The 24331-nt window shown below is 72.6% G+C and carries 22 protein-coding genes and 3 pseudogenes; 9 read left to right on the top strand and 16 right to left on the bottom strand.

Annotation, left to right across the window (positions count from 1 at the left end; translation table 11 throughout):
* The first annotated feature begins 67 nt into the window (after positions 1-67).
* The 4 genes from BN6_RS49545 (at position 68) to BN6_RS11705 (ending at position 4497) form a co-directional block, all read left to right on the top strand.
* Complete coding sequence (locus BN6_RS49545) at positions 68-904, top strand: LysR family transcriptional regulator (RefSeq protein WP_015099838.1); 837 nt, start codon at positions 68-70, stop codon at positions 902-904.
* A gap of 855 nt (positions 905-1759) precedes the next feature.
* Positions 1760-2410, top strand: a complete 651-nt coding sequence (locus BN6_RS41815) for a response regulator transcription factor (protein WP_015099837.1) — start codon at positions 1760-1762, stop codon at positions 2408-2410.
* Positions 2411-2413: 3 nt separating this feature from the next.
* The gene (locus tag BN6_RS11710) at positions 2414-3310 is read left to right on the top strand and encodes a DMT family transporter (protein ID WP_015099836.1); all 897 of its coding nucleotides are present in this window, start codon (positions 2414-2416) and stop codon (positions 3308-3310) included.
* The gene (locus tag BN6_RS11705) at positions 3307-4497 is read left to right on the top strand and encodes a cation:proton antiporter domain-containing protein (protein WP_015099835.1); all 1191 of its coding nucleotides are present in this window, start codon (positions 3307-3309) and stop codon (positions 4495-4497) included. Before BN6_RS11710 ends, BN6_RS11705 begins: the two co-directional genes overlap by 4 nt.
* Positions 4498-4507: 10 nt before the next feature.
* On the opposite strand, the gene BN6_RS11700 is transcribed toward BN6_RS11705, so the two are convergent.
* Genes BN6_RS11700 through BN6_RS11675 form a run of 6 tightly spaced genes read right to left on the bottom strand, consistent with a single transcriptional unit; the run spans position 4508 to position 9397 of the window.
* Positions 4508-4969: an aminoacyl-tRNA deacylase gene (locus BN6_RS11700; RefSeq protein ID WP_015099834.1), complete on the bottom strand. Its 462-nt coding sequence runs from the start codon at positions 4967-4969 to the stop codon at positions 4508-4510.
* Complete coding sequence (locus BN6_RS11695; protein WP_015099833.1) at positions 4966-5436, bottom strand: hotdog family protein; 471 nt, start codon at positions 5434-5436, stop codon at positions 4966-4968. Before BN6_RS11695 ends, BN6_RS11700 begins: the two co-directional genes overlap by 4 nt.
* Position 5437: 1 nt before the next feature.
* The gene (locus BN6_RS11690; RefSeq protein ID WP_015099832.1) at positions 5438-6391 is read right to left on the bottom strand and encodes an amidohydrolase family protein; all 954 of its coding nucleotides are present in this window, start codon (positions 6389-6391) and stop codon (positions 5438-5440) included.
* The gene (locus BN6_RS11685; RefSeq protein WP_015099831.1) at positions 6392-7759 is read right to left on the bottom strand and encodes a TrpB-like pyridoxal phosphate-dependent enzyme; all 1368 of its coding nucleotides are present in this window, start codon (positions 7757-7759) and stop codon (positions 6392-6394) included.
* Positions 7760-7772: 13 nt separating this feature from the next.
* The gene (locus tag BN6_RS11680; RefSeq protein ID WP_015099830.1) at positions 7773-9119 is read right to left on the bottom strand and encodes an NAD(P)/FAD-dependent oxidoreductase; all 1347 of its coding nucleotides are present in this window, start codon (positions 9117-9119) and stop codon (positions 7773-7775) included.
* Entirely contained in the window at positions 9116-9397 is a 282-nt protein-coding gene (locus tag BN6_RS11675; RefSeq protein WP_015099829.1) for a phosphopantetheine-binding protein, read from the bottom strand. Before BN6_RS11675 ends, BN6_RS11680 begins: the two co-directional genes overlap by 4 nt.
* A gap of 192 nt (positions 9398-9589) precedes the next feature.
* Here BN6_RS11675 and BN6_RS11670 point away from each other — a divergent pair, with 192 nt between their 5' ends.
* Positions 9590-10714, top strand: coding sequence for an acyl-CoA dehydrogenase family protein (locus tag BN6_RS11670; protein WP_051075527.1), 1125 nt, complete (start codon positions 9590-9592; stop codon positions 10712-10714).
* Entirely contained in the window at positions 10711-12231 is a 1521-nt protein-coding gene (locus BN6_RS11665) for an amino acid adenylation domain-containing protein (RefSeq protein ID WP_015099827.1), read from the top strand. Before BN6_RS11670 ends, BN6_RS11665 begins: the two co-directional genes overlap by 4 nt.
* Here BN6_RS11665 and BN6_RS47260 read toward each other — a convergent pair.
* Together BN6_RS47260 and BN6_RS50170 are read right to left on the bottom strand one after the other, a co-directional pair.
* Complete coding sequence (locus BN6_RS47260; RefSeq protein ID WP_041312607.1) at positions 12176-12394, bottom strand: hypothetical protein; 219 nt, start codon at positions 12392-12394, stop codon at positions 12176-12178. The two genes, BN6_RS11665 and BN6_RS47260, sit on opposite strands and share 56 nt — an antisense overlap.
* 13 nt (positions 12395-12407) lie before the next feature.
* Positions 12408-12857: pseudogene (locus tag BN6_RS50170) on the bottom strand (NmrA family NAD(P)-binding protein); the annotation flags it as partial.
* Positions 12858-12938: 81 nt separating this feature from the next.
* On the opposite strand from BN6_RS50170, the gene BN6_RS11655 reads away from it, so the two are divergent.
* On the top strand, positions 12939-13385 hold the full coding sequence (locus tag BN6_RS11655; protein WP_051075525.1) for a helix-turn-helix domain-containing protein: 447 nt from the start codon (positions 12939-12941) through the stop codon (positions 13383-13385).
* A 112-nt stretch (positions 13386-13497) separates the two neighbouring features.
* On the opposite strand, the gene BN6_RS11650 is transcribed toward BN6_RS11655, so the two are convergent.
* From BN6_RS11650 to BN6_RS11640, 3 genes are all read right to left on the bottom strand, one after another.
* Positions 13498-15984 (bottom strand): polynucleotide kinase-phosphatase, encoded by a 2487-nt coding sequence (locus tag BN6_RS11650; protein WP_015099825.1) that lies wholly within the window; start codon positions 15982-15984, stop codon positions 13498-13500.
* Entirely contained in the window at positions 15984-17336 is a 1353-nt protein-coding gene (locus BN6_RS11645) for a 3' terminal RNA ribose 2'-O-methyltransferase Hen1 (RefSeq protein WP_015099824.1), read from the bottom strand. Before BN6_RS11645 ends, BN6_RS11650 begins: the two co-directional genes overlap by 1 nt.
* A gap of 487 nt (positions 17337-17823) precedes the next feature.
* Positions 17824-19530, bottom strand: a complete 1707-nt coding sequence (locus BN6_RS11640) for a glycoside hydrolase family 13 protein (protein ID WP_015099823.1) — start codon at positions 19528-19530, stop codon at positions 17824-17826.
* A gap of 214 nt (positions 19531-19744) precedes the next feature.
* On the opposite strand from BN6_RS11640, the gene BN6_RS11635 reads away from it, so the two are divergent.
* A complete protein-coding gene (locus BN6_RS11635; protein WP_015099822.1) occupies positions 19745-20314 on the top strand; it encodes a snapalysin family zinc-dependent metalloprotease in 570 nt (189 codons plus the stop codon).
* Between the two features lie 49 nt (positions 20315-20363).
* On the opposite strand, the gene BN6_RS50165 is transcribed toward BN6_RS11635, so the two are convergent.
* The 3 genes and pseudogenes from BN6_RS50165 to BN6_RS11625 all read right to left on the bottom strand — a co-directional run bounded on the left by BN6_RS50165 (position 20364) and on the right by BN6_RS11625 (position 22774).
* Entirely contained in the window at positions 20364-20789 is a 426-nt protein-coding gene (locus BN6_RS50165) for an SRPBCC domain-containing protein (RefSeq protein ID WP_041316543.1), read from the bottom strand.
* A 148-nt stretch (positions 20790-20937) separates the two neighbouring features.
* Positions 20938-21714, bottom strand: a pseudogene (locus tag BN6_RS50160) (acyltransferase family protein); the annotation flags it as partial.
* Positions 21715-21811: 97 nt separating this feature from the next.
* Positions 21812-22774: an acetylxylan esterase gene (locus tag BN6_RS11625; RefSeq protein WP_015099820.1), complete on the bottom strand. Its 963-nt coding sequence runs from the start codon at positions 22772-22774 to the stop codon at positions 21812-21814.
* Positions 22775-23008: 234 nt separating this feature from the next.
* Here BN6_RS11625 and BN6_RS49950 point away from each other — a divergent pair.
* Positions 23009-23230: pseudogene (locus BN6_RS49950) on the top strand (IS630 family transposase); the annotation flags it as partial.
* A gap of 5 nt (positions 23231-23235) precedes the next feature.
* Here BN6_RS49950 and def read toward each other — a convergent pair.
* Together def and BN6_RS11610 are read right to left on the bottom strand one after the other, a co-directional pair.
* A complete protein-coding gene (def, locus tag BN6_RS11615) occupies positions 23236-23751 on the bottom strand; it encodes a peptide deformylase (protein WP_015099819.1) in 516 nt (171 codons plus the stop codon).
* Positions 23748-24254 carry a helix-turn-helix domain-containing protein gene (locus BN6_RS11610; RefSeq protein WP_015099818.1) on the bottom strand — a complete coding sequence of 169 codons (507 nt, stop codon included), beginning with the start codon at positions 24252-24254 and terminating at the stop codon, positions 23748-23750. Before BN6_RS11610 ends, def begins: the two co-directional genes overlap by 4 nt.
* Positions 24255-24331 lie beyond the last annotated feature (77 nt).

The following is a 24331-nucleotide window of genomic DNA, read 5'->3' as shown; positions in this document are numbered from 1 at the left end:
AACAAGCCGGTGACCACCGGCAGTTGCAGATGGCGGCGATCACCGGAAGTGATGAATCGGGGTACCGGTGGAACTTCGGCAGTTGCGCTACTTCGTCACGGTCGCCGAGGAGCGGGGTTTCGCGAAGGCCGCCGCCCGGCTGGGCATCGTGCAGAGCGCGGTCAGCCAGCAGGTCCGCCGGCTGGAACGCGGGCTGGGCGTGCCGCTGTTCACCCGGACCACCCGGACCACCCGGCTCACCGCCGCCGGCGAGCGCCTGCTCCCCGAGGCGCACGCGGTGCTGGCCGCCGCCGAGCGGACCCGCCGGGTGGCCGCCGAGATCGCCGCCGGGACGACCGGTGTGCTGCGCCTGGGCACGCTCAACGACCCGCGCGTCCACGACGTGCTGGCCGCGCTGGCCGCGCCCGGCGTCGAGGTGCGGCTCACCCAGGTCCCGCCCGCCGAGCGGCTGGCCGCCGTCGGCTCCGGGCGGCTGGACGCGGCGCTGGTGCGGGCCGCCACGCCGACCCGCGACCTGGCGACCATCCCGGTGTGGACGGACCCGCTGTACGCGGCGCTGCCCGCCGACCACCCGCTGGCCGCCGAGCCCGAGCCCGACCCGGAGCACTTCGCCGCGCTGCCGCTGCGGCTGGCCCCGCCGGACCGCAACCCGCCGTTCCACCGGCTGGTCACCGCGGCGCTGCCCGCCGACCAGCCGCTCGGTCCCGAATTCACCACGTTGCAGCGGACATTGGCCGACCTGGGCCGCGCCGCGCCGTCGTGGACGGTCCTCTACCGGGTCTCGGAACTGCCGGCCGCGCCGAACATCGCCTACCGCCGGCTGTCCCGGCCGACCGTGACCACGTCACTGGTCGTACTTCGCCGTTCACGGAACAACCCGCTGCTGCGCGCGTTCGGCGGGTGACCCCCGGCGGTATTCCGAAGTCGCCCCGGGCCGTCCGGCGAGGCGTCGGGACGGTGAATCACCCGCCTATTTCCGGCCCATTGTGGTGATTCCCCTCCGTCGCCCCGGATCGTTGTCGCGGTGCGTCGCCGGCGTCACTCCGACGGCCGATCCCGGCTCACCTTCGGGCTATTCCATCCCACCTCGACGTAACCGCAGATCTGCGGATCGGCCACACCAGTCCGAACCACGCGTACGGTCGAAGCCGAGCACCCGTCGGCACCACCGCGAAACGTGGGACCTCCGCCTCTCCGGCACCGCGCGGCCCGCCGTCGCGACCGGCCGCACCACCGCGACCGGCGCGGCGACGACCGAGGTCGGGCGTACCCCACGACGGCGGCGGTCGGTTCCGCCGACCGGTTCGCCGGACTGCCCGAAAACAGATTGCGGCGCAGTCCGGCGGCGCATTCACGTCGACCGTTCGGCGCAATCTCCCCGGGTAGGTTGTGTTGATCGTGCGAAACGTGAACTATTGATCGGGCATGGGGGATTCGGTCCACGGTGGACAATCACGGGGGAACTGGGGGAGGCATGGCCGACGGAAGTAAGCCCGCCGCATTACCCGTCGCAGGCCGGACGCGTCCGACGACGCCGGGCCGCGGGTCACCGCCGGCCGGTACGGCGCGGGAGAACTGTTCTCGCTGAACGGCAACCGAAACATCGAACATCGTGCGCCGGACGACCGCGCAGCACTGGGGCTGGGCGCGGCCGGGGGCCGAAGCCGTTCGTGACGGCGGTCGAGCGCATTCTTTCGCCACGACCGCCCGAGCCACCGGCGGCTGCGTCGCACGCACACCAGGCTTGGGGGCCGGTCCTGTGAAGAACGCACTCATCGGCAATCTCATCCGGATCATCCTGGCGGAGCGGAGAACGCTTTTCCGGATCGGGATGCGAAAAATCCTGGACGAGGCTCCCGGGATCGAGGTCACGCACCAGGTCGACACCTTCGAAAGCCTCGCCCGGCACACCCGGGAGCTGCCCGACGTCGTGGTGATCGGGTGTCTGGCCGACGTGCCGAGGGCACCGCTGGCCGCGCGCAGGTTCCTCGACCGACGACCCTCGGCGAGCGTGCTCGTGGTGGACGACAACGCGGTCCTGCCGGACACGCCCCGGGTGGGCGTGCTGCCGCTGACGTCCGGCCCGGACGAGTTCCTCAGCGCCATCCGGATGCTGGCCGCGGGCTACGCCTTCTACGCCGGGCCCGCGCCGCGCGCCGCGGAACGGGGCGAACCGCCGCTGGAGCGCATCACCCGCCGGGAGACCGACGTGCTGCGGCTGCTGGTCGGCGGCCGGACGAACTCCGAGATGGCGCGGCACCTGTCGCTGACCGAGAGCACCGTCAAGTTCCACGTGCAGAACCTGCTGCGCAAACTCCGGCTGCCCAACCGCGCGAGCGCGGTCGCCTACGCCTACGAGACCGGGCTGATCAACGTGGGTGAACTGTCCGAAACCGCACGGAGGCCGTGAACCTTGCTCAACCTGACCAACGTGCAACGCGGTGCGCTGGGCGCTGCGACGGCGATGTTCCTGGTGGGCACGCTGACCGGCGTCTCGCCCGCGCTGCACGACTACCCCGTCTACGGCGGGCAGGCCGTGCGCTACCTGTTCGGCGCGCTGCTGCTGCTCGTGGTGGCGCAGGTGTCCGGGAAGGGCCTGATCCGGCTCACCCGGCGCGAGGTCCTCTACCTCGCGGCGCTCGCGCTGACCGGGCTGACGGCGTTCAACGTGCTGATCGTGGAGAGCACCCGGTCCGCCGACCCGGCGACCGTGGGCACGGTGGTGGCCGCGGTGCCGATCGTGCTGGCGCTGCTCGGCCCGGTGATGGAGCGGCGCAAGCCCGCGCCCCGGGTCCTGCTGGCCTCCGTGGTCGTGGTCGTCGGGGTCGCGGTGACCAGCGGGTTCGGCGGCGGGTCGGCGCTGGGGCTGCTGCTCGCGTTCGGCGCGCTGGCCTGCGAGGCGGGGTTCTCGCTGCTGGCGCTTCCGGTGCTGGGCCGACTCGGCGCGATCCGGGTGTCGGCGTACTCGGCGGCGCTGGCGGTGCCGCAACTGGTCGTGGTCGGGCTGGTCGTCGACGGGCCGGACCTGGTGCGGGTGCCGACCGCGGCCGAGGCGCTCGCCCTGGGCTACCTGGCCGTGGTGGTCACGGTGTTCGCGTTCCTGTGCTGGTACTCCTCGCTGCCCCGGCTCGGCGCGGACAAGGCCGGGCTGTTCTCCGGTTTCCTGCCGGTCGGCGCGGTGGTCTCCACGGTTGTGCTGGGCACCGGCCAGCCCCGGACCGCCGACCTGGTCGGCGCGTGCCTGGTGCTGGTGGGCCTGGCGATCGGGCTGCGACCCGCGCGCAGCAGGCGTGAACCGGTGCCGGTGTGAGCTCCCAGCAGGTGGTCGCGCTGCTGGTGGCGCTGGCCGCGATCGTCGCCCTGGCCAACGTGATGGGCCGGCTGGCCACCCGGCTCGCGCAGCCCGCCGTGGTCGGCGAGATCCTGGCGGGCGTGCTGGTCGGACCGACCCTGTTCGGCGGGGCGGTCGCGGACCTGGTGTTCCCGGCCGACATCCGGCCGATGCTCAGCTCGCTGGCCAACGTCGGGCTGGTGTTCTTCATGTTCCTGGTCGGCCTGGAGTTCAACCGGGACCTGCTGCGCGAGCGGCTCGGCGCGATCACCGTGCTGTCGCTGGGGTCCATGCTGACGCCGTTCGTGCTGGGCGTGCTGCTGGCGACCGCGCTGCGGCCCGACGACGACCGCGTGGCGTTCGTGCTCTACCTGGGCACGGCGATGGCGGTGACCGCGTTCCCGGTGCTGGCGCGGATGATCGGCGACTGGAACCTGAGCGGGTCGAAGGTCGGCGTGCTCGCGCTGGGCAGTGCCGCGCTGGGCGACCTGCTGGCGTGGTCGATGCTGGCGGTGGCCATCGCGACGCTCGGCGTGGGCACGTCCGACCAGTGGCGGCTGCTGCTGGTGCTGCCGCTGGCCCTGGTGGGCTTCCTGGTGGTGCGGCCGCTGCTGGCGCGGATCGCGGACTCCCGGCGGGACATGTTCGCCGTGGTGCTGATCGGGTTGCTGGGCTGGAGCGCGCTGACCGAGTGGATGGGGCTGCACTTCATCTTCGGCGCGTTCCTGTTCGGGTTGGTCATGCCGCACGGGACGGACCTGCGGGCGGGCGTGACGCTGCGCATCGAGCAGGTCGGCAAGGTGCTGCTGCTGCCGGTCTACTTCGTGGTCGCCGGGCTCAACGTCGACCTGTCCCGGATCACCTGGTCCGGCTTCGCCGACTTCGGGCTGATCCTGCTGGTCGCGGTCGGTGGCAAGTTCGCCGGCGCGGTGCTCGCCGCCCGGCTCTGCCGGCTGGGCTGGCGGGAGTCGGCGACGCTGGGCACCCTGCTCAACACCCGTGGCCTGACCGAGCTGGTCATCCTGAGCATCGGCCTGCAACTCGGCCTGCTCGACCGCGACCTGTACTCGCAACTGGTGCTGATGGCCGTGCTCACCACGATGATGACCGGGCCGCTGGTCACGCTGCTGCACCGGGAGCGCGAGCCGGAACTCGTGCGGGTGTGAAGGCCGTGCGTCAGTTCGCCACGTCGGTGATGACCGGCTTGACCAGCTCGACCAGGGCGGCCGCGTCGACCTCGATGGTCACGTCGTCGCGGCCGCTGCCGCAGTAGACCTTGCCCATCTCCGGCACCGACGGGTGGAACACCACCGTGCGGTCGGCCACCTCGGTCAACGGGCTGATGCCGCCGGGGGCCATGCCGAGCACGGCCAGGTCGTCCTCCCCAGCGCGGCGCAGCTTCGAGCGCGAGACGCCCGCGGCCTTGGCGATCTTGCCGTAGCCGGCGGGCAGCAGCATCGGCATCGACACCAGGACGAACCGGTCCTCGGCGCGGAACGCCAGCGTCTTGAGCAGCCGCTCGGCGGGCAGGGCCAACTCGCGCTCGATGTCCTCGTACGTCCGGATGGGCGCGTGCGGGAAAGACGAAAAGGGCACGCCCGCCGCTTCCAGGATTTGCGCCGGAGTCGGTCCGCTCATGCCCCGAGCGTATCGGGGTGGATCACCCCGGCGGCGGCGGGGTCGTATTCGCGCTTTCGCATCAATCCGTAGAACACGAACCGCAGCACCGGCCGCCCGGAATCGTCGGCCAGCTCGCCGCGCTGGCGCACGATCCCGCAGTCCGCCCGGGACAGCGACGGGGTCGCGCCCAGCACGGTCGACCGGCCGACCAGCAGGTCACCCGGCCGCACCGGGCGCAACCAGCGCAGTTCGTCGATCCCCGGCGACACCTCGGCGGCCGAACCGCTGATCACCGAATCGACGTAGAGCCGCATGAACACGGCCGCCACGTGCCACCCGCTGGCGATCATCGGTTCGGCCGACCGGCCGAGGTGCACCGGTTGCGGGTCGTACTGCCGGGCGAATGACCGGATCTCCACCGCGGAAATCCGATGACTGCCCAATTCGTGCACGTCGCCGACCCGGAAATCCTCGAAATAACGCACGCTACCTCCTCGCGGCGGCGCGCAGCCGGGGGAACAGCGCCAGCCCCGCCGCGCCGATGTCCGGCCGGTGCGCGGCCACCTCGCGCCGGGTCTGCCCGACCACCGCCGCGCCCATGAACGGGAAGTCCGTGCCGAACAGCACGTGCCCCGGCCGCGCGACGGCCTCCACGCACGCCAGCGCGGCGGCCGTGGAGGACTGCGCGGTCTCGTAGTAGAGCCGGCCCAGCTCCTCGCCCACCGACCCGTCCTGGCCGGGCAGCACCCAGGTGCGGGCCAGTTCCAGCCGGCCCACCAGGAACGGGATGGTCCCGCCGCCGTGCGCGAGCACGAACCGGATCCGGGGGAACCGCCGCAGCGCGCCCCGGAACAGCAGGTTCGCCACCGCGCGGGTGGTGTCCATGACGAAGTCGACCAGCGGCGGCGGCACGGCGGCGGCGAAGTCCGACGCGCCCGTGCACGAACACCGGTAGTGGGGGTTCGGGTGCAGGAACACCACGGCGTCCCGCCGGTCGAGCTCCGCCAGCAGGGGGTCCAGGCCGGGGTCGCCCAGGATCGCGCCGTCGGCCAGGGAGGCGGGCAGCACCACGCCGTCCGCGCCCAGCACGTCGTAGGCGTGCGCGACCTCGGCCAACGCGGCGTCGAGGTCCGGCAGCGGCAGGGTGGCCAGCAGGCCGAACCGCTCCGGGCGCTCGCGCACCACCTCCGCCGTCCACTCGTTGGTCTGCCGCACCAGCGCCGCCGCGTCCGGGAGCACCAGCGCGGCGTCGGGCACCAGCACCGAGAGCACGACGGCGGCCAGGTCGTGCTCGGCCATCACCGCGACCGTGTCGGCGGGGTCCCAGCGCGGCACCGGCACGCCCGGTGCCATGTGGGTCACGCCGCGGGCGGCCAGCGCGTCGGCCAGCCGCCCGTGGTACGCGTGGTGGTGCACGTCCACCCAGTCCACTCCGGACACTCAGACCGTCCTGGCCGGGATGTTCGGCAGGTCGGCCAGCGCCGCGTCGATCTGCTCCTGCGGCAGGTCGTAGTCCTCCAACCGGCCCGCCAGGAACGAGTCGAACGCGCCCATGTCGAAGTGGCCGTGACCGGAGAACCCGAACAGGATCGTGCGGGCCTCGCCGGCCTCCTTGGCGGCCAGCGCCTCGGCGACCGCGCCGCGCAGCGCGTGCGACGACTCGGGCGCCATCACGAAGCCCTCGGTGCGGGCGAACCGCACGGCCTCGGTGAAGACCTCGTTCTGGTTGTAGGCGCGGGCTTCCACGAAGCCCTCGTCGTGCAGCAGGCACAACGTGGGCGCGTCGCCGTGGAAGCGCAGGCCGCCCGCGTGGATGGGCGGCGGGATGAAGCCGTGGCCCATGGTCTTCATGTGCAGCAACGGCCCCAGGCCCGCGGTGTCCGGGTAGTCGTAGGCGTACTGCCCCCTGGTCAACGTCGGGCACGCGGAGGGCTCGGCGGCGATGAACCGGGTCCCGGTGCGCCGCCCGGTCAGCGTGTCGGCCAGGAACGGGAAGGTCAGGCCGGAGTAGTTCGACCCGCCGCCGACGCAGCCGACCACGACGTCCGGGTAGTCGCCGGCGATCTCGAGCTGGCGCTTGGCCTCCAGGCCGATCACGGTCTGGTGCAGCACCACGTGGTTCATCGCCGAGCCGAGCGCGAACTTGGTGTCGTCGTGGGCCAGCGCGTCCTCCACGGCCTCGCTGATCGCGATGCCGAGGCTGCCCGGCGAGTCCGGGTCGTCGGCCAGGATCTTCAGGCCCGCCTGGGTGCGCGTGCTGGGCGAGGCGAACACCTCGCCGCCCCAGGTCTCCATCAGCGAGCGCCGGTGCGGCTTCTGCTGGAAGGACGCCTTGACCATGTAGACGGTGACCTCGACGCCGAACAGGCTGCCCGCGAAGGACAGCGCCGAGCCCCACTGGCCCGCGCCGGTCTCCGTGGTCACCCGCTTCACGCCCTGGCGGGCGTTGTAGAACACCTGCGGGATGGCGGTGTTCGGCTTGTGCGAGCCGGCGGGCGAGACCGCCTCGTACTTGAAGTAGATCTTGGCCGGGGTGTCCAGCGCCTTCTCCAGCCGGTCCGCCCGGTACAGCGGGGAGGGCCGCCAGATCTTGAGGACGTCGCGGACCTCCTCGGGGATGTCGATCCACCGCTGCGGGCTGAACTCCTGCGCGATCACCTCGTCGGGCAGCAGCGGCTGGAGGTCGGCGGCGGTGATCGGCTCGTGGGTCACCGGGTGCAGCGGCGGCAGCAGCGGCTTGGGCAGGTCCGGCAGGATGTTGTACCACTGGGCGGGCAGGTCGTCCTCGGACAGCAAGTACTTCTTCACGTCACTCGTCTCCTCAGAACATCGGTGCCTGGCTCGGCGCGCGCAGCGTGCCCAGGTGCGGGTGCCACAGGTGGTCCGGGTTCTCCTCGACCTCGCGGGTGATGTCCCGCATCCGGGTCAGCGCCGCCGGTTCGCCGTCGCCGTCCCACACGTCGCCCTGGAGCATCCGCAGCACGTCCAGCCGGTAGCGCGGGTCCGCGACGAAGGCGGTGAACAGGATGTTGAGGCGGTAGTAGATCGAGATGAACTCGTACCAGTTGCTCACCGCGCGGCGCAGCTTGGCCTCGTAGCGGTCGAACGAGGGCTTGCCGAAGTCCCCGCGCTCGGCGGCTTCGAGGATGTCGTAGGAGGCGATGCGCGCGCTGTTCATGGCGACGCTGACGCCGCTGGAGAAGATCGGGTCCACGAACCGGGCCGCGTCGCCGACCATCAGCCAGCCGTCGCCGCAGACCTGCCTCATGGCGTAGCTGTAGTCGCCCTCCGGCTTGAACGGGCGGACCCGCTCGGCCTTGCGCAGCGCCTCGGCCAGCTCCGGCCGGCTCGCCATGGACTCCTCGAAGAACGCGCCCCACTGCTGGTTGGCGGCGGTGAAGTGCTTCTTCTGGGTCACCACGCCGACGCTGGTGATGGTGTCGGTGATGGGGATCTGCCAGACCCACGTGTCGGTGATCGGCAGGAAGTGGATGAAGATGAAGTCGGCCTGCTTCTTGTCCACCGCGAGCGCCGACCGGTCCAGGCCGTCGAACCAGGTGTGGATGGCGTACTGGTTGAACACCGGGTCGGGCACCTTGAGCTTGAGCTGGCGGCCGAGCAGGGTGCTGCGCCCGCTGGCGTCGACCACCAGCCGCACCCGGACGCCGATCTCCCGCCGCCCCAGGGTGAACACGATCTTCTTGACGTCCTCCGCCAGCTCGACCCGCTGGACCCGCACGCCCTCGTAGACCTTCGCGCCCAGGGATTCGCTGTGCTGCAGCAGCAGCAGGTCGAACTGGCCGCGGTCGACGTGGTAGGTGTAGTCCTGGTCGACGTTCTTCTGGTCGCGCTCGCGGAACTCGACCTCGGCGGCCTTGAACCCGTGCGAGAGCTTGAAACCCAGGTTGGAGATGTCGTTGCTGGTGGCGGAGGTCCAGGCCGCGCCGTACTTGCGCGGGAACCCGCCTTCGTCCACCTTGGCCAGTGCCCCGATGTCGGCCAGCACCGGGGTGGTCGCCGGGATCAGCGACTCCCCCACGTGCGGCCGGGGGAACAGCTCGCCCTCCAGCAGCACGACCGACATGCCCGCCTTGGCCAGGTAGGAGGCGATGGTGGAACCGGCGGGGCCGCCGCCGATGATGCCGATGTCGAAGTCAACGTCTGTCACAGTGCCCCCAGCTCAGACTCGCGGACGTCGTTCTCCAGTTCGAGCACCAACCGCGTGATGCTGTCCAGGTCCCGGAAGTTGCGGCCCACCATGCGTTCGGCGGGCACGTCGACCCCGAGCCGCTCGCCGATGAACACGACCAGGGCGGTCGTGGACAGGCTGTTAAGGATGCCCCACTCCAGCAGCGGGGTGTCCGGGAGGACCTCCACCCCGGCGGAGTCCAGCACCTTCTCCCTGATGAACTCCGTCAGCGTGCCGAGCACCTCAGCGTGTTCCATGCACATCTCCGTATCCGTGCCGCACCACCGGATGTGGTGGGGATGCTATGAGGGGTGGAAAACCGCTGTCTTCCGTCGGAATGGCGGGTGCGGCCGGCCGTTCGGCGGAGGCCGGACCTGTCCGTGCGGCCAGGTCGGGGCCGGTATTCCAGGGGAGGACAACCCGGCGCGGGCTGCTTACTGTTCGGTCGCGTGGACTTCGGATGGCACCCGGCCGCGCAGGCCGACTTCGACCGCGTCCGCGCGGCGACCGCCGGTTGGCCCGACGAGCGGCCGGCCGGCCTGGCCGGGGAGCGGTGGCGGCGGTGCGGCGAGGCCGGGCTGCTGGGCTACAGCGTGCCCGCCGAGCACGGCGGCTCCGGGCGCGGGTTCCTCGACACCGCCCGCGCCATGGAGGCGTTCGGGCTCGGCTGCCCGGACCTGGGGCTGGTGTTCGCCGCGCTGGCCCACCTGTTCGCGTGCGCGATGCCGATCGCCGAGCACGGCGACGAGCGGGTGCGCGAACGGGTGCTGCCGCTGCTCGCGTCGGGCGAGTGGGTCGGGGCGAACGCGATCACCGAGCAGGACGCGGGGTCCGACGTCACGGCGCTGCGCGCGACCGCCCGCGCGGACGGCGACCACTACGTGCTCGACGGCGTGAAGTCGTTCGTCAGCAACGCGCCCGAGGCCGACGTGTTCGTGGTCTACGCCTCCACCGACCCGGAGTTCGGCCACCTGGGCGTGACCGGGTTCGTCGTGGAGCGGGACACGCCCGGCCTCTCGGTGGAGCCGTTCGAGAAGGCGGTGCTGCACACCTGCCCGGTGGGCGAGGTCCGGTTCGAGGGGTGCCGGGTCCCCGCAGACCACGTGCTCGGCGTGCCGGGGCAGGGCGCGGCGATCTTCCAGTCGTCCATGCGGTGGGAGCGGACCTGCCTGTTCGCCGCCTACCTGGGGCAGGCGGGGCGGCTGCTGGAGCGGTGCGTGGCGCACGCCCGGGAGCGCCGCCAGTTCGGCCGGGCGATCGGCAAGAACCAGGCCGTGGCGCACGCGATCGCCCGGCTGCACGGCCGGCTGGAGGCGGCCCGGCTGCTGCTGTGGCAGGCGTGCTGGCGGCTGGACCGGGGCGGGCGGGCGGCGCTGGACGTGGCCGGCGCGAAGCTCGCGGTCAGCGAGGTCGCGGTGGACGTGGCCGCGTTCGCGGTGCGGGTCCTCGGCGGGACCGGGGTGCGCATCGGGCCGGGGGTGGCGCACGAACTCCTGGACGCCTTGGCGGCCACCACGTTCTCCGGCACGTCCGAGATGCAGTTGGAGCAGATGGCCAAGGAGCTGGGGCTGTGAAACTCCTGCACGACCTGGTCCGGGAGCACGCGTCGAGCACGGCGCTCGCCGTGACGGCGGGCGACGGCGCGCTGACCTACGCCGAGCTGGACGTCGAGGCCGACCGTCTCGGCCACCTGCTGTCCACAATGGACGTACTGACCGGTGACCGGGTCGCCTTGTGGCTGCCCAAGTCCACGGTCTCCGTCGTCGCGATGCAGGCGGCGTTGCGACTCGGCGCGGCGTACGTGCCGGTCGACCCGTTGAGCCCGGTCGACCGGGCCGCGCAGGTGATCCGGGACTGCGCGCCCAGGGTCGTGATCACCACGCCGGAGGGCGCGCGGGCGTTGGGCGACGAGTTCACGACCGCGTGCGTGACGCTCGGCGGCGGTCCGGTGGAACCGTTGCCGCCGGTGCGGTCCTCGCTCGACGACCTGGCGTACATCCTCTACACCTCGGGTTCCACCGGGGTCCCGAAAGGCGTCCGGATCTCGCACCGCAACGCGATGGCGTTCGTGGAGTGGGCGGCGGTCGAGCTGAAGGCCGAGTCGGCGGACCGGTTCGCCAACCACGCGCCGTTGCACTTCGACCTGTCCGTGCTGGACCTCTACGTCGCGTTCCTGGCGGGCGCGTCGGTCCACCTGGTGCCGCAGGAGACCGCGTACGCGCCGCGCCTGCTGGTCGAACTCCTTTCCGCGCAACGGATCACCGTGTGGTACTCGGTGCCGTCGGTGCTGATCCTGATGGCGCGCGACGGCGGGCTGCTCGCCGCCGACCTACCGGACCTGCGGGCCGTGCTGTTCGCCGGCGAGCCGTACCCCGTCGACCACCTGCGCGCACTGCGGTCCCGCTTCCCCGCGATCCGGCTGCTCAACCTGTACGGACCGACCGAGACGAACGTCTGCACGTTCTACGAGGTGACCGACGTGCCGGCCGACTGGACGCACCCGGCCCCGATCGGCCGGGCCTGCTCGGGCGACCGGGCGTGGGCCGAGCGGGACGACGGGAGCCCTGCGGCACCGGGGGAAGAGGGCGAGTTGGTGGTCGACGGTCCGACGGTGATGCTCGGCTACCACGGCGCCGAACCGCACCGCGGCCCGTACCGCACCGGGGACCGGGTGGTGCTGCGCTACGGCGACTTCCACTACCTCGGCCGCCGGGACAACATGGTGAAGCTTCGCGGCAACCGGGTCGAGCTGGGTGACGTGGAGGCCGCGCTCCAGTCCCACCCGCAGGTGAGCGAGGTGGCGGTGGCCGTCGTCGGGAGCGGGATGGACGCCCTGCTGACGGCGTACGTGGTGCCCGCGGCCGGCAGCGCGTTCGGCCTGCTCGACGCCAAGCGCCGCTGCGCGGAACGGCTGCCGCGCCACATGATCGTGGACCGGGTGCGGGTGGTGGAAGCGTTGCCGCGCACCGCGAACGGCAAGGTGGACCGGCGCGCCCTGACCGGCACCGCCGCTACTCCCGGTCCCGGCGCTGCTCCTACTCCCGGCCCTCCTCCTGGCCCCGGCGCTCCTCCTGGCCCCGGTGCTCCTTGAGCAGCGCCGCGCCCCCGTTCGCCGGCCACGTCGGCAGGTCCCACAGGTCGGGGTGCAGCGCCCGCAGCGCCGTGATGTCCGCCCGCCACCCGGCGAACGATCGGCAGCGGGCCGGTGTCGATCTCCCGGCCCAGCGCCGCAACGAGCGCGGCGACGAGGTCACCCCTCGTGACCTCGTCGCCCGCGATCTCCAGCGCCTGCCCGGCGTAGCGGTCCGGGTCGGCGAACGCCAACCCGGCGAGCGCCCCGATGTCACGCACCGCGATGAGCTGCACGGTGGCGTGCGGCGGGACCAGCCGGACCAGCGCCCGCTCGCCGAGCACGCCCATCCCCGGCCTGGCGTGGTTCTCCATGAACATCACCGGCCGCAGCACCGTCGTGGGCAGACCGAGCCCGCGCAGGTGCTGCTCGATGCGCCACTTGGTGCTCCAGTGCGAGATCCCGGCGTCCCGGTCGGCCCCGCCGACCGAGGTGTGGACCAGGCGCCCGACCCCGGCCGCCGCGGCGGCGTCGGCGACCGCGACGCCCATCGCGACCTCCGGCACGTCCGGCGTGGCCGCGGGCTGCACGCTGAACACCCCGTGCGCGCCGGCCACCGCCCGGTCCAGCGAGCCGCGGTCCCGCATGTCGCCGGCGACCAGCTCCGCGCCGGCCGCCGCCGGCTCCCGCGCCCTGGGCGCGCCGCGTCTCGGACCAGCGCCCGGACGTTGAGGGAGATCGCCCGCCGCGCCGGGATCGGCACCCTCTACCGGCACTTCCCGACCCGGGAAGCCCTGCTCGAAGCCCTGCTGCGGCAGCGCTTCGAGCTGCTGCGCGACCAGGCCGAGGCGCTGGCCGCCGCGCCGCCGGCCGACGCGCTGCGCGAGTGGCTGACCGAGTTCGTGACCCGCTCCACGACCTACCGGGGCCTGCCCGAGTCGGTGCCGGCGGCGCTGCGGGACGAGGGCTCGGACCTGCACACCGCGTGCGCCGCGATGCGCGCCGCCGCCGGCCTGCTGGTCCGGGCCCAGGCGGCGGGCGCGGTGGCGGCGGACGTGACCGCGAAGGAGGTGCAAATCCTGGCCTCCGGCCTGGCGTGGGGCAGCGAGCGCACCACCATCCCGGTGGACCGCCTGCTCGACCTGACCGTGCACGGTCTGCGGCCGGCGACCTGACCGTGCACGGTCTGCGGCCGGCGACCTGACCGTGCACGGTCTGCGGCCGGCGACCTGACCGCGCACGGTCTGCGGCGGGGACCTGACCGGGCCGCCTGGCGAGGGTGGCCGGCTACAGGCGCGGGTCGACCGGTTCGGACTCCAGGGCCAGGACCGCGAACACGCACTCGTGCACCCGCCACAGCGGTTCGCCGCGAGCGGCGCGCTCCAGGGCTTCCAACCCCACGGCGTACTCGCGGAGCGCCAGCGACCGCTTGGCACCCAGGGCGCGCTGCCGCAGGCGGGCGAGGTTATCCGGTTCGGTGTAGTCCGGGCCGTAGATGATCCGCAGGTACTCGCGGCCGCGCACCTTGATGCCCGGCTGCACCAGGCCCCGCTCGCCCTTGGTCAGGTTGGCCAGGGGCTTGACCACCATGCCCTCGCCGCCGGCCGCGGTGAGGTCCTCCCACCAGCGCACGGCGTCGGCCACCTGCGCGTCGTCGGTCGTGTCGACCACCCGGTGGCGGGTGCGGGTGAACACCTCGCCGCGCAGCTCGTCCAAGGTCGACAGGTGCCACAGGTGGTCGCGGTCGTGGAAGGTCCGCCCGCGCGCCGCCAAGAGCTGGAACGGAGCCAGGCGGACGCCCTCCAACCCCTCCGTGGGCCAGATGTACTGCTGGTAGGCAGCGCGGTAGCCGGTGGCGTTCGCGAGCCGGGAACCGGTGCGCGCCACCAGGTCCGCCACGTCCACACCGCGCGCCGCGGCCGCCGCCAGGACGTCCGAGGCGGCCGAGAGCGCACCGACCGCCGCCGCGCCGACGGCCGCGTACTGGTCCTTGATCAGACCCGTCGCCTTGGCGTTCCACGGGAGCAGCTCGGCGTCGAAGAGCAGCCAGTCGGTCTCGAACCGGCCCCACAGGTCCGCCTCGGTCACCGCCGCGCGCACCCGGGCCAGGAACTCGTCGGCGATCGGGCCGTCGAAGAACGGGCGGCCCGTGCGGGTGTGGATCGCGCCGGAGTCCTGGCGCACCAGGACGACCGCGCGCGAGCCCATGTGCTTCTCCTCGCAGATCACCTCGCGCACGCCGGCGGCGCAGTACTCGGCGAACGCCTCCTCCGGGTGCTCCAGGACGTCCGGGCGCCGCGAGGTCGCCGTCGGGGCCATTGTCGGCGGCAGGTACAGCAGGTCGTTCGGGTCGATCGCGAAGCGGCTCATCACCTCCAGCGCCGACGCGGCCTGCTCGGGGCGCACGGTGACCCGACCCCGGTGGGTCGTCTCGATCGTGCGGCGGCCGGTCACGTCCGACAGCGCCAGCACGTCCGGCGCGCGCTCGACCTCCGGCACGACCAACGGTCGGACCGGCTCGTACCAGACCTCGTGGGCGGGCACCGAGACCAGCTCGCGCTCCGGGTAGCGCAGCGCGGTCAGCTTGCCGCCGAACACCACACCGGTGTCCAGGCACATGGTGTTGTTGACCCACTCCGCTTCCGGGGTCGGCGTGTGTCCGTAGAGGACGGTCGCGCGGCCTCGGTACTCGTCCGCCCACGGGTAGCGGACCGGCAGGCCGTACTCGTCGGTCTCGCCGGTGGTGTCGCCGTAGAGCGCGAAGCCGCGCACCCGACCGGACGCCCGGCCGTGGTAGCGCTCCGGCAGGCCGGCGTGCGCCAGCACGAGGTCGCCGCCGTCGAGCACGTAGTGCGAGACCAGGCCGTCGCAGAACCGCTCGACGGTCGCGCGGAACTCCTCGGGCTCCCGCGCCAGCTGCGCCAGCGACTCCGCGAGGCCGTGCTTGAGCTGCACGTTGCGCCCACGCAGGGCGCGCACCAGCTTCTGCTCGTGGTTGCCGCACACGACGAACGCGTGCCCGGCGTCGACCATGCCCATCACCAGGCGCAGCACGCCGGGCGTGTCCGGGCCCCGGTCCACCAGGTCGCCGACGAACGCCGCGCGCCGACCGGCCGGCGGCACCGCGTCGACGGCCCGGCCGCTCTCGTCGCGCACCAGGTCGTAGCCCAGCTCGACCAGCAGCTCCTCCAGCTCCACCCGGCAGCCGTGCACGTCGCCGATCACGTCGAACGGGCCGGTCTCGTGGCGCAGGTCGTTGAGCAGGCGCTCCGGCACGATCACCGCACTGTCCACTTCGGACTGGCCGCGCAGCACGTGCACCTTCCGGAAGCCCTCCTTGGCGAGGAACTTCACCGACTTGCGCAGCGCGGTGCGGTGCCGGCGCACGACGTGCGGGCCGAAGTCGCGGTCGGGCCGGGCGGCGTTGCGCGCCAGGCACACCTCCTCGGGCACGTCCAGCACGATCACCACCGGCAGCACGTTGTGCTCGCGGGCCAGTTCGACCAGGTGCGCGCGGTCGGCGCGTTGCACGTTCGTCGCGTCCACCACGGTGGTGCGCCCGGCTTCGAGCCGTTTGCCCGCCACGTAGTGCAGCACGTCGAACGCCGCGCCGGACGCCGACTGGTCGTTCTCGTCGTCGGCGACCAGACCGCGGAAGTAGTCGCCGGACAGCACCTGGGTCGGCTTGAAGTGCTTGCGCGCGAACGTGGACTTGCCCGAGCCGGACGCGCCGACCAGCACCACCAGGCACAGGTCCGGGATCTTGAGCTCCATCAGTTGTCGTCCCCCAGGGTGAAGACCGCGAGCTGGGTCGGCGCGCCGCGCTCGGCGTCAACCGGCCCTACGGGCAGGTAGCGCACGGTGTAGCCGCGCCGGGCGGCGATCGCGTCGCCCCACGCGCGGAACTGCGCGCGGGTCCACTCGAAGCGGTGGTCGGAGTGCCGGAACTGCCCGGCGGGCAACGTCTCGAACAGCGCGTTGTACTCGACGTTCGGCGTGGTGACCAGGACCGTGCGCGGCCGGGCCACCACGAACACCGAGTTCTCCAGCGCGGGCAGCCGCGACGGGTCGAGGTGCTCCACGACCTCCATCAGCACCGCCGCGTCGTACCCGGCCAGGTCCGGGTCGGCGTAGGTGAGCGAGGACTGGCGCAGCGTCAGCCGCTCGCGCTGCCGGTCGCCCATCCGCTCCAGGCCGAGCTTGCGCGCGGCGACCTTCAACGCCTGCGCCGACACGTCCACGCCGTGGACCTCTGTGAACGACGGGTCCGCGAGCAGCGCGCGCAGCAGCGCCCCGCCACCGCAGCCGAGGTCGAGCACGCGCCGCGCGCCGGCCTCCTTCAGCTGCGCCACCAGGGTTTCCCGGCGCTGCACGGCGAGCGAGACGCGCGGCTCGGTGAGCGCGTTGTCCAACTCCTCGGGCTCCACCCCCTCCACGTCGGCCAGCCGCGCCAGCGCGGACTGCACCAGCGGGCGGCGGCGCATCAGGTACCGGGTGGTGATCAGCTCCCGCTCGGGGTGCGTGCCCAGCCAGCCCTCGCCGGCCCGCAGCAGCTTGTCCACCTCGTCCTCGGAAACGTAGTAGTGCTTGCTGCCGTCGAGCACGGGCAGCAGCACGTACAGGTGCTTGAGGGCGTCGGACAGCGTGAGCGTGCCGGTGAGGGTGACGTCGGCGTACCGCGAGTCCTCCTCGTCGTCCAGCGGGATCGGGGTGATCCGCGCCGTCCAGCCCAGCGGCGTGAACAGCGCCTCGACCAGGCGGTGCGGCAGCACCGGCAGGCGCACGGTGAGCGGGATCGGGGTGGCGGCCAGGTCGGCGCGGCTCTGGCTGCGGCCGTTCATCGCGGTGCGGAACACCGTGCCCAGGGCGACGGTGAACAACGAGCCCGCCACGTACGGCCGGTCGTTGACGTACTGCGTGAGGGTGCTGCCGGGGCCTCGGACCAGCCCCACCGGGTCGACCTCCAGCAGGAGCGCGACAGTGCACTCCTCCTCGTCCGCGCGGGGGTAGAAGACGTGCGCGCGACCGGAGGAGGTGGAGAACGATTGCGCCCGGTCGGGATGCTTGTGCAGCAGGTGGCCGAGGTCGGTAGCCGGGCGGTGGGTGGTGGTCAGCGTCAACAGCACCTGTCCAGTGTGGACGAGCGGGTGCCGGGAAGCTCGTGATTAACCTCCCACGGCACGCGTGGCAGCGGAGATCCGCGCGGTGGTGGTCACCGGCCTGGTGGTGGCAGGGCGCGCGGACTGTCGTCGAGCAGCACGAACGTCGCCCCGTCCGCGTCGGCCGACCGCCGTGCGGAGGTCCGCACGACCGGTGCACGTCCTCCAGTGCGGGGGCGTGTTCCAGCAGTAACGCGGCATCGTCCATGCGGCCTGCGGTCACCCGCCGGCCGACCGGTTCCACCACTCGATGCGGTCACGACACCCACCCGCGACCCCTCCCGCCCGATCCGCAGCCACCGGCCGGCGCGCACCCCTACGACGAGCCACACGCGACCGGGCGACGCGGACCCACACGCATGGCCGTCGTCCGACCGAGCGGCGCGAAAGCAGGCGGCACACCGCCGGGCAGCGCTCGACCAGGCGGTGGGGAAGCGGGAGGTCCGGGGGTCGGTTAGCCGGTGGAGTCCACCGTGTACACGTGTGCCGCCCACGGCGTGAGGTCCACCGTGCCGTCGAGGCGGGCCGGGTCGACGTTGGAGAGGATCGGGTCGGTTGCGGGCCAGTCGATCTCGACCGTTTGCGCGGTGCCGCCGAGGTTCGCCACCACCAGCAGTCGCACGTCGCCCAGCGTCCGCTCGTAGGCGTACACCTGCGGGTGGTCGGCCAGCAGCATCGTGAAATCGCCCTGTGCCACCACAGGCAGCTCGTGGCGCAACGCGATCAGCCGCCGGTAGTGGTTGAACACCGACGCCGGATCGTCGTACTGCGCCTCGGCGTTGAGCCACGTGTGGTTCGGGTTGACCGGGAGCCACGGCTGCCCCGCGCCGAACCCGGCGTGCGGGCTCGCGTCCCACTGCACGGGGGTGCGCGCGTTGTCCCGGCCCATCGCGCGGATCCCGCGCAGCACCGCCTCCGGGTCCGCGCCCGCCGCGACGGCCTGCCGGTAGTGGTTGAGCGACTCGACGTCGCGCAGGTCCTCGGGCCCGGCGAACGGCGCGTTCGTCATGCCCAGCTCTTCGCCCTGGTAGACGTACGGCGTGCCGCGGTGCAGGTGCAGCACGGTGCCCAGGGCGGTCGCGGACTCGCGCCACCAGCGGTCGTCGTCGCCGAACCGGGACACCACCCGGGGCTGGTCGTGGTTGTTCCAGTACAGGCTGTTCCAGCCGACCTCGCCGAGCGCGGTCTGCCAGCGGCCCAGGCACGCCTTGAGGTCGCGCAGGTCCAGCGGGCGCGGGTCGAACTTGCCGCCCGGTCCGTGGTCCAGCGACACGTGCTCGAACTGGAACACCATGTCCACCTCGCGCCGCGCCGGGTCGGTGAACAGCCTGGCCTGCTCCCACGTCACGCCGGGCATCTCGCCGACGGTCAGCAGCCGCCGGGGCCGGCCCTCGAACACCTCGCGGTGCATCTCCCGCAGGTAGTCGTGCACGCGCGGGCGGGTGCCGTAGTGCGGGTAGCCGTCACCCAGGCCGCCGGTGCCGGTGGGCGCGCCGTCGGGCAGCGCCGGGTCCTTGGCGATCAGGTTGATCACGTCCATCCGGAACCCGTCGACGCCCCGGTCCAGCCACCACCGCATCATCTCGTGGACCGCGTGCCGGACCTCGGGGTTCTCCCAGTTCAGGTCGGGCTGGCGGCGGTCGAACAGGTGCAGGTAGTACTCGCCGGACGGCTCGTCGAGGGTCCAGGTCGAGCCGCCGAAGAACGACTCCCAGTTGGTCGGCTCCGCGCCCGGCTCGCCCGGCGCGAACCCCTCGCGCGGGGGCCGCCACCAGTACCAGTCGCGCTTCGGGTTGCGCGCGGCCGACCGCGACTCGATGAACCACGGGTGCTGGTCGGAGGTGTGGTTGACCACCAGGTCCATGATGAGCTTCATGCCGCGCACGTGCGCCGCGGCCAGCAGCCGGTCGAAGTCGTCCATCGTGCCGAACACCGGGTCGATCACCTGGTAGTCGGCGATGTCGTAGCCGTTGTCCGCCTGCGGCGAGAGGTAGACCGGCGAGAGCCACAGCACGTCGACGCCGAGCCGCTTGAGGTGGTCCAGCCGGGACGCCGCGCCGAGCAGGTCGCCGATCCCGTCACCGTCCGCGTCCGCGAAGCTGCGCGGGTACACCTGGTACACGACGGCCGAGGTCCACCACGGCACCGGATCGGAGGTCATTCGCGTCCTTTGTGGATGGTATTGGCACAGTTCACTGCCGCCGACAGCCCAACACGTTACGACAACCGGACGAGCGGCACCTCCGGTCCCGGGCTGGTGACCCTCAAACCCTACGTACGGGTCTGTTCATAATCCGCTACGCCTGGTTACTTGGGCAACGGGAGCCACCCCCTGTCGAAGGCTCCCGGCTGTTCCCTGCTCAAAGGAGATCACCATGCTCGTGCGAAAGATCGCGCGTGCCGCCGTACTGGCGTTGGGCGCGCTGCTGCCGCTGGTGGCGGTCACCGCCCCCGGTGCCACGGCGGCGGAGTCCCAGGCGCTCGTGCGCACCCTGTACTACGACACCACCCAGGCCCAGGAGTTCGTGGCCGACTGGGACAAGGCAGCGGAGAACTGGAACAAGTCCGTCGTCAACGTCAAGCTGGCCAAGAAGGGCCCCGGCACGCCGGTCAACATCCGGATCTACGCCGACAACGGCTGGCCCCGGGCGATGCCGACCTCGCTCGGCAACGGCACGGTGTACATGGGTCGCCAGGCGGTCCAGCAGGGCCACTACCGGCCCCGCATCACCACCCACGAGATCGGCCACATCCTCGGTCTGCCGGACCGCCGGACCGGCCTGTGCACGGACCTGATGTCGGGTTCCAGCGCCCCGGCGACCTGCAAGAACGACCTGCCGAACGCCGCCGAGAAGGCGGAGGTCGACCGCCGGTTCCGCGGCACCCTGGCCGCGGCGGACCTGCGGGCGGCGAGCTACTCCAGCACCGAGTGCTACGTGTACTGAGTTCCCCGCACGGCCCCGTGGGGCGGCCGGTCGGCCGCCCCACGGGCGTTCACGAGTGGTCCCGCGTGGTCACGCCCGCAGCCCGCGCGTAGCCCGGCCGCAGCTCCTCGAACCGGGCGTCGTGGTCGGGCGGCGGCCGCCGCGCCAGGTGCGCGGCCAGCACATCGGTGTACATGTGCCAGCCCGCCGAGTAGTTCACCAGGTCGTTGTCGTCCCGGTGCCCGGCGTGCGCCAGCCGCAGCCGGCTGCCCTCGGGGTGCGGCGCGAGCGCGATCCGGACCCGGGTGGCCGCCTCGCCGGGGTACGCCCAGGTCATCTCCAGCGCGGTCGGCTCGTCCCAGACCAGCACGCGGCACGTGACGGTGCCGCCGGCCTGCGCCTGGAGCACGTGCGTGCCGCCCGGACGGGGCCTGCCCGACAGCACCGGCCCGAACCACGCCGACAGCACCGCCGGGTCCGTCCACGCCGCCCCCACCGCGTCCGGCGGGGCCGGCAGCGTCCGCTCCAGGTAGACGGTCAGGTCGGCGCGCGAGGGCACCACGCTGGATCACGAGGCGCTCCGCGACCGCGGCCGGCGCCGGGATCAGCAGCGCCAGCGGGACGACCGTCGCCGACACCAGGCCGTGCGTGAACGGCAGGTTCAACGCCGTCAGGTAGCCGATCCCGGTCAACGCCACCGCGAACGGCACCGGCAGGTCGATCCACCGGCCGCTGAGCACGATCCGCGCGGCCGGCATCCCCAGCACGAAGTCCAGCAGCCGCACCGGCGGCGCGAGGTAGACGAACCAGAACTCGCCGACCGGGACCGGGGCCCACGGCAGGACTTCGGTGGTCGGCAGCAGCGGGGTGGGGAACGGGACCGCCACGACCGCCGCCACGACGCCGCCCGCCCAGTGCCACAGCCGTTCCGGCCGGATCTTCCTGATCCAGCGCAGCAGCAGCGGGAAGCAGAGGTAGAAGAACAGCTCGCAGGACAGCGACCAGCTCACGTCGTTCATGCTCGCGATCAGGTCGTGCACCGGGAGCCAGGCGTGCAGCAGGAACAGGTTGCCGACCGCGTGCCAGAAGTCCGACACCGCGCCGACCGCCGTCAACGCGATCAGCGCCACCACCCAGGTGACGACGTGGTTCGGGTAGGTCTTGGCCAGCCAGCGGCACCAGAACGCGCGGGGCCCATCGTCCGCGCGCGCCGACCAGGTCAGCACGAAACCGCTGAGCACGAAGAAGAACCCGACCCCGGTCCACCCCGCCATCGCCACCGCGCGGGCGTACACGGCGGCGATGCCGGGATCGGCGAGGAAGCCCTCCAGCGAGACGTGGAAGGCGAACACCGACGCGGCGGCGGCGAACCGCGCGCCGGTGAGCCCCGGTAACCGGGATCTGCTGGGCTGCTGGGACACGGGGACCCGGGGTCGCCGAACCCGCCGTCGGGGCTGTCGCGGGACGCCGCCGCGGTCCGGGACCGGTGCCGGCGACCGAGGGGACGGGCGGACACGCTCAGAGCGCGGAGAGGAAGGTGTAGATGGTGTCGCTGTGCAGGGGCAGGAGTTCGTGCTTGTGGTCGGGGTAGGCGATGACCCGCTTCGGGCCCGGGATCTTGTTGAACGCGGCGAACTGGGTGGACGGCGGGCACTCGGTGTCGCCAAGCGCGGTGCCCAGCAGCACCTCGGCGCGGATGCGCGGCGCGAGGTGCTGAACGTCGACGTAGCCGAGCCGGGTGAACACGTCCTTCTCCCGCTCGTGCAACGGGTCGAAGCGGCGGAACCACTCGGTGAGCTCCTCGTAGGCGTCCACCGCGAGGTCGAGGTCCCACACCCGCTGGAAGTCGCTGAGGAACGGGTAGACCGGCGCGGCCGGCTTGATCCTGGGCTCCAGCGCGGCGCAGGCGAGGGTGAGCCCGCCGCCTTGGCTGATGCCCGTCGCGCCGACCCGGTCCGGGTCCACGCCGTCGAGGCCCATCACGATCCGGGCCGGCAGCGCGGTGTCCAGGTAGACGTGGCGGAAGTAGAGGTTGTCCGGCGCGTCCTCCAAGCCGCGCACGATGTGCCCCTGGAACGTCCAGCCGGTCACGCCGCCGACGTCCTGCGACCGACCGCCCTGGCCCCGGCAGTCCAGTGCGGCGACGGTGTGGCCGAGCGCGACGTGGCCGAGCATCTCCGACCAGTCCGGCGAGCCCGCGTTGTAGCCGTGGAACATCAGCACCGCCGGGCGCGGACCCGCCCCGGCACGCGGGCGCAGCAGCTTGGCGTGCACCCGCGCCCCGCCGGTGCCGGTGAACCACAGGTGCGAGCACTCGGCGAACGGGGTCTGGAACGCGGCGGGTTCGGTGGTCACGCCGGGGTCGAGGGTGTCCAGCTCGGCGAGCGCGCCGTCCCAGTAGACGTCGAAGTCCTCCGGGCGGGGGTTCGTGCCCTGGTAGGTCGCGAGTTCCTCGCGGGGCATGTCGAACGTCCGTGGCATGGGGTTTTCTCCTGCGCTGGGCCGGGCCGCGGGTTCGGCTGGTTCTCCGAGGCGCGGTCGTGCGCCGACCAGTGCGCGGCACACCCGCCAGACCGTGAGATTCTCATGCTCGACGGCGGCGGACCACGCCTTTAGTCCACTGTGGACTGTTGTGGGCGCTCCACAGCGGAGTCTTGCGGGCGGTCGAGCGGAGACGGGCCGCCGACACCGACCTGCCGCTCACCGCCCCTCGCCGTCGCGGTCGTCGGCGACAACGGCTGCACCCACCACAGCGGCATCACCCGGCGGGGGCTCGCCAGACACCCCACCTCATGCCGATCGAGGGCGTGAAGTACCGCCCGCGTCCGACAGACCCACGCCTGCTTCCGCAACCACACCACCGAGCAGATGCCCACCACCGCCGCACCCCGGACCTCACCCTGGCTGCCCAAGGGTCACGAGCCGGACTTCCGGCCCGGTGTTCAGACGTACCGCACGTCCCGGCCGTGCCAGGACGCGTTCGCCACGTCGCGTTCCGCTTGCCTGCGGGCCTTGCCGCCCAAGCGTTCCAGGTAGACCGTCCCGTCGAGGTGGTCGACCTCGTGCTGGAAGCACCGCGCCAGGTACCCCGTCGCCTCGACCACCTGTGGCACCCCGTGCTCGTCCACCCCGCTGCACCGCACGTTCAACGCCCGAGGCGTGGCGTAGGCCAGGCCCGGCGCGGACAGGCAGCCCTCCTCGCCGTCCTGGAGACCGCCGGGCAGGCGTTCCAGCACCGGGTTGACCAGGCAACCCCGCCGGCCGGGCCCGCAGTCGTAGACGAACAGCCGCAGGTCGACGCCGACCTGGTTGGCCGCCAGGCCCGCGCCCGGCGCGGCGGCCATCGTCTCGACCAGGTCCGCGACCAGCCGCCGCAGGTCGTCGTCGAAGACCTCCACCGGACGGGTCGGCGCGTGCAGCACCGGCCGGCCGAACAGGACGATCGGCAGTCGGCTCACGGCTCCAGTTCCTCCGGTGCGGCCAGCGGGAACATCCGGGTGGTCAGCGCGACCGGGGCGGAGCCCGCCGGCGGGTCCTGGTCGCGGTCGAAGTAGGGCGCGACCAGGTCGAGGATGGCGGCGCCCAGCGCGTCCACCTCGTCCGGCGTCAAGTGCAGGGTGTAGCCGGCGGCCGACTGCCGCCGCCACCGCCGCGGGTAGCGGTGCCGCTGTTCGCGCCACCGGGCGTAGCGCAGGTCGTCCCGCTCGTCCAGCGCGTCGGCGGGCTGCGACGCCAGCCGCCAGGGCTTCTCCCGGCCGGTGTGCCCGGCCACCTCCTCCACCAGCCCGAACAGCGCCAGCCGGCGCAGGTGGAACGACGTCGCCCCGCTGTTGGTGCCCAGTTCGGCGGCCGCCCCGGTCGCGGTCAGCGGTCCGCGCGCCAGCAGGTCGAGCAGCGCCAGCCGCAACGGGTGGCTGCGGGCGCGCGCCCGGTCCAGCGCGACGTCCTCATCGGTGCCCATGACCGCAAAGTCTACTTTGCACACTCTGCTCTGCAAAGTCGGGGCTGCGCACCCGGCGGGCCTCCGACCTCGACCGC

It is taken from the genome of Saccharothrix espanaensis DSM 44229, from assembly GCF_000328705.1.
GTDB classification, from domain to species: domain Bacteria; phylum Actinomycetota; class Actinomycetes; order Mycobacteriales; family Pseudonocardiaceae; genus Actinosynnema; species Actinosynnema espanaense.
Note: the sequence above shows the minus strand (reverse complement) of the source record. Positions and strands in the feature narration are given on the sequence as shown.

Coding starts and splice junctions, on each gene's coding strand:
- BN6_RS11700 (WP_015099834.1), bottom strand. CDS start 4,969: ATGAGCGGACCGACTCCGGCGCAAATCCTGGAAGCGGCGGGCGTGCCC.
- BN6_RS11675 (WP_015099829.1), bottom strand. CDS start 9,397: ATGGAACACGCTGAGGTGCTCGGCACGCTGACGGAGTTCATCAGGGAG.
- BN6_RS11650 (WP_015099825.1), bottom strand. CDS start 15,984: ATGGAGCTCAAGATCCCGGACCTGTGCCTGGTGGTGCTGGTCGGCGCG.
- BN6_RS11640 (WP_015099823.1), bottom strand. CDS start 19,530: ATGACCTCCGATCCGGTGCCGTGGTGGACCTCGGCCGTCGTGTACCAG.
- BN6_RS11635 (WP_015099822.1), top strand. CDS start 19,745: ATGCTCGTGCGAAAGATCGCGCGTGCCGCCGTACTGGCGTTGGGCGCG.
- BN6_RS11625 (WP_015099820.1), bottom strand. CDS start 22,774: ATGCCACGGACGTTCGACATGCCCCGCGAGGAACTCGCGACCTACCAG.
- BN6_RS11610 (WP_015099818.1), bottom strand. CDS start 24,254: ATGGGCACCGATGAGGACGTCGCGCTGGACCGGGCGCGCGCCCGCAGC.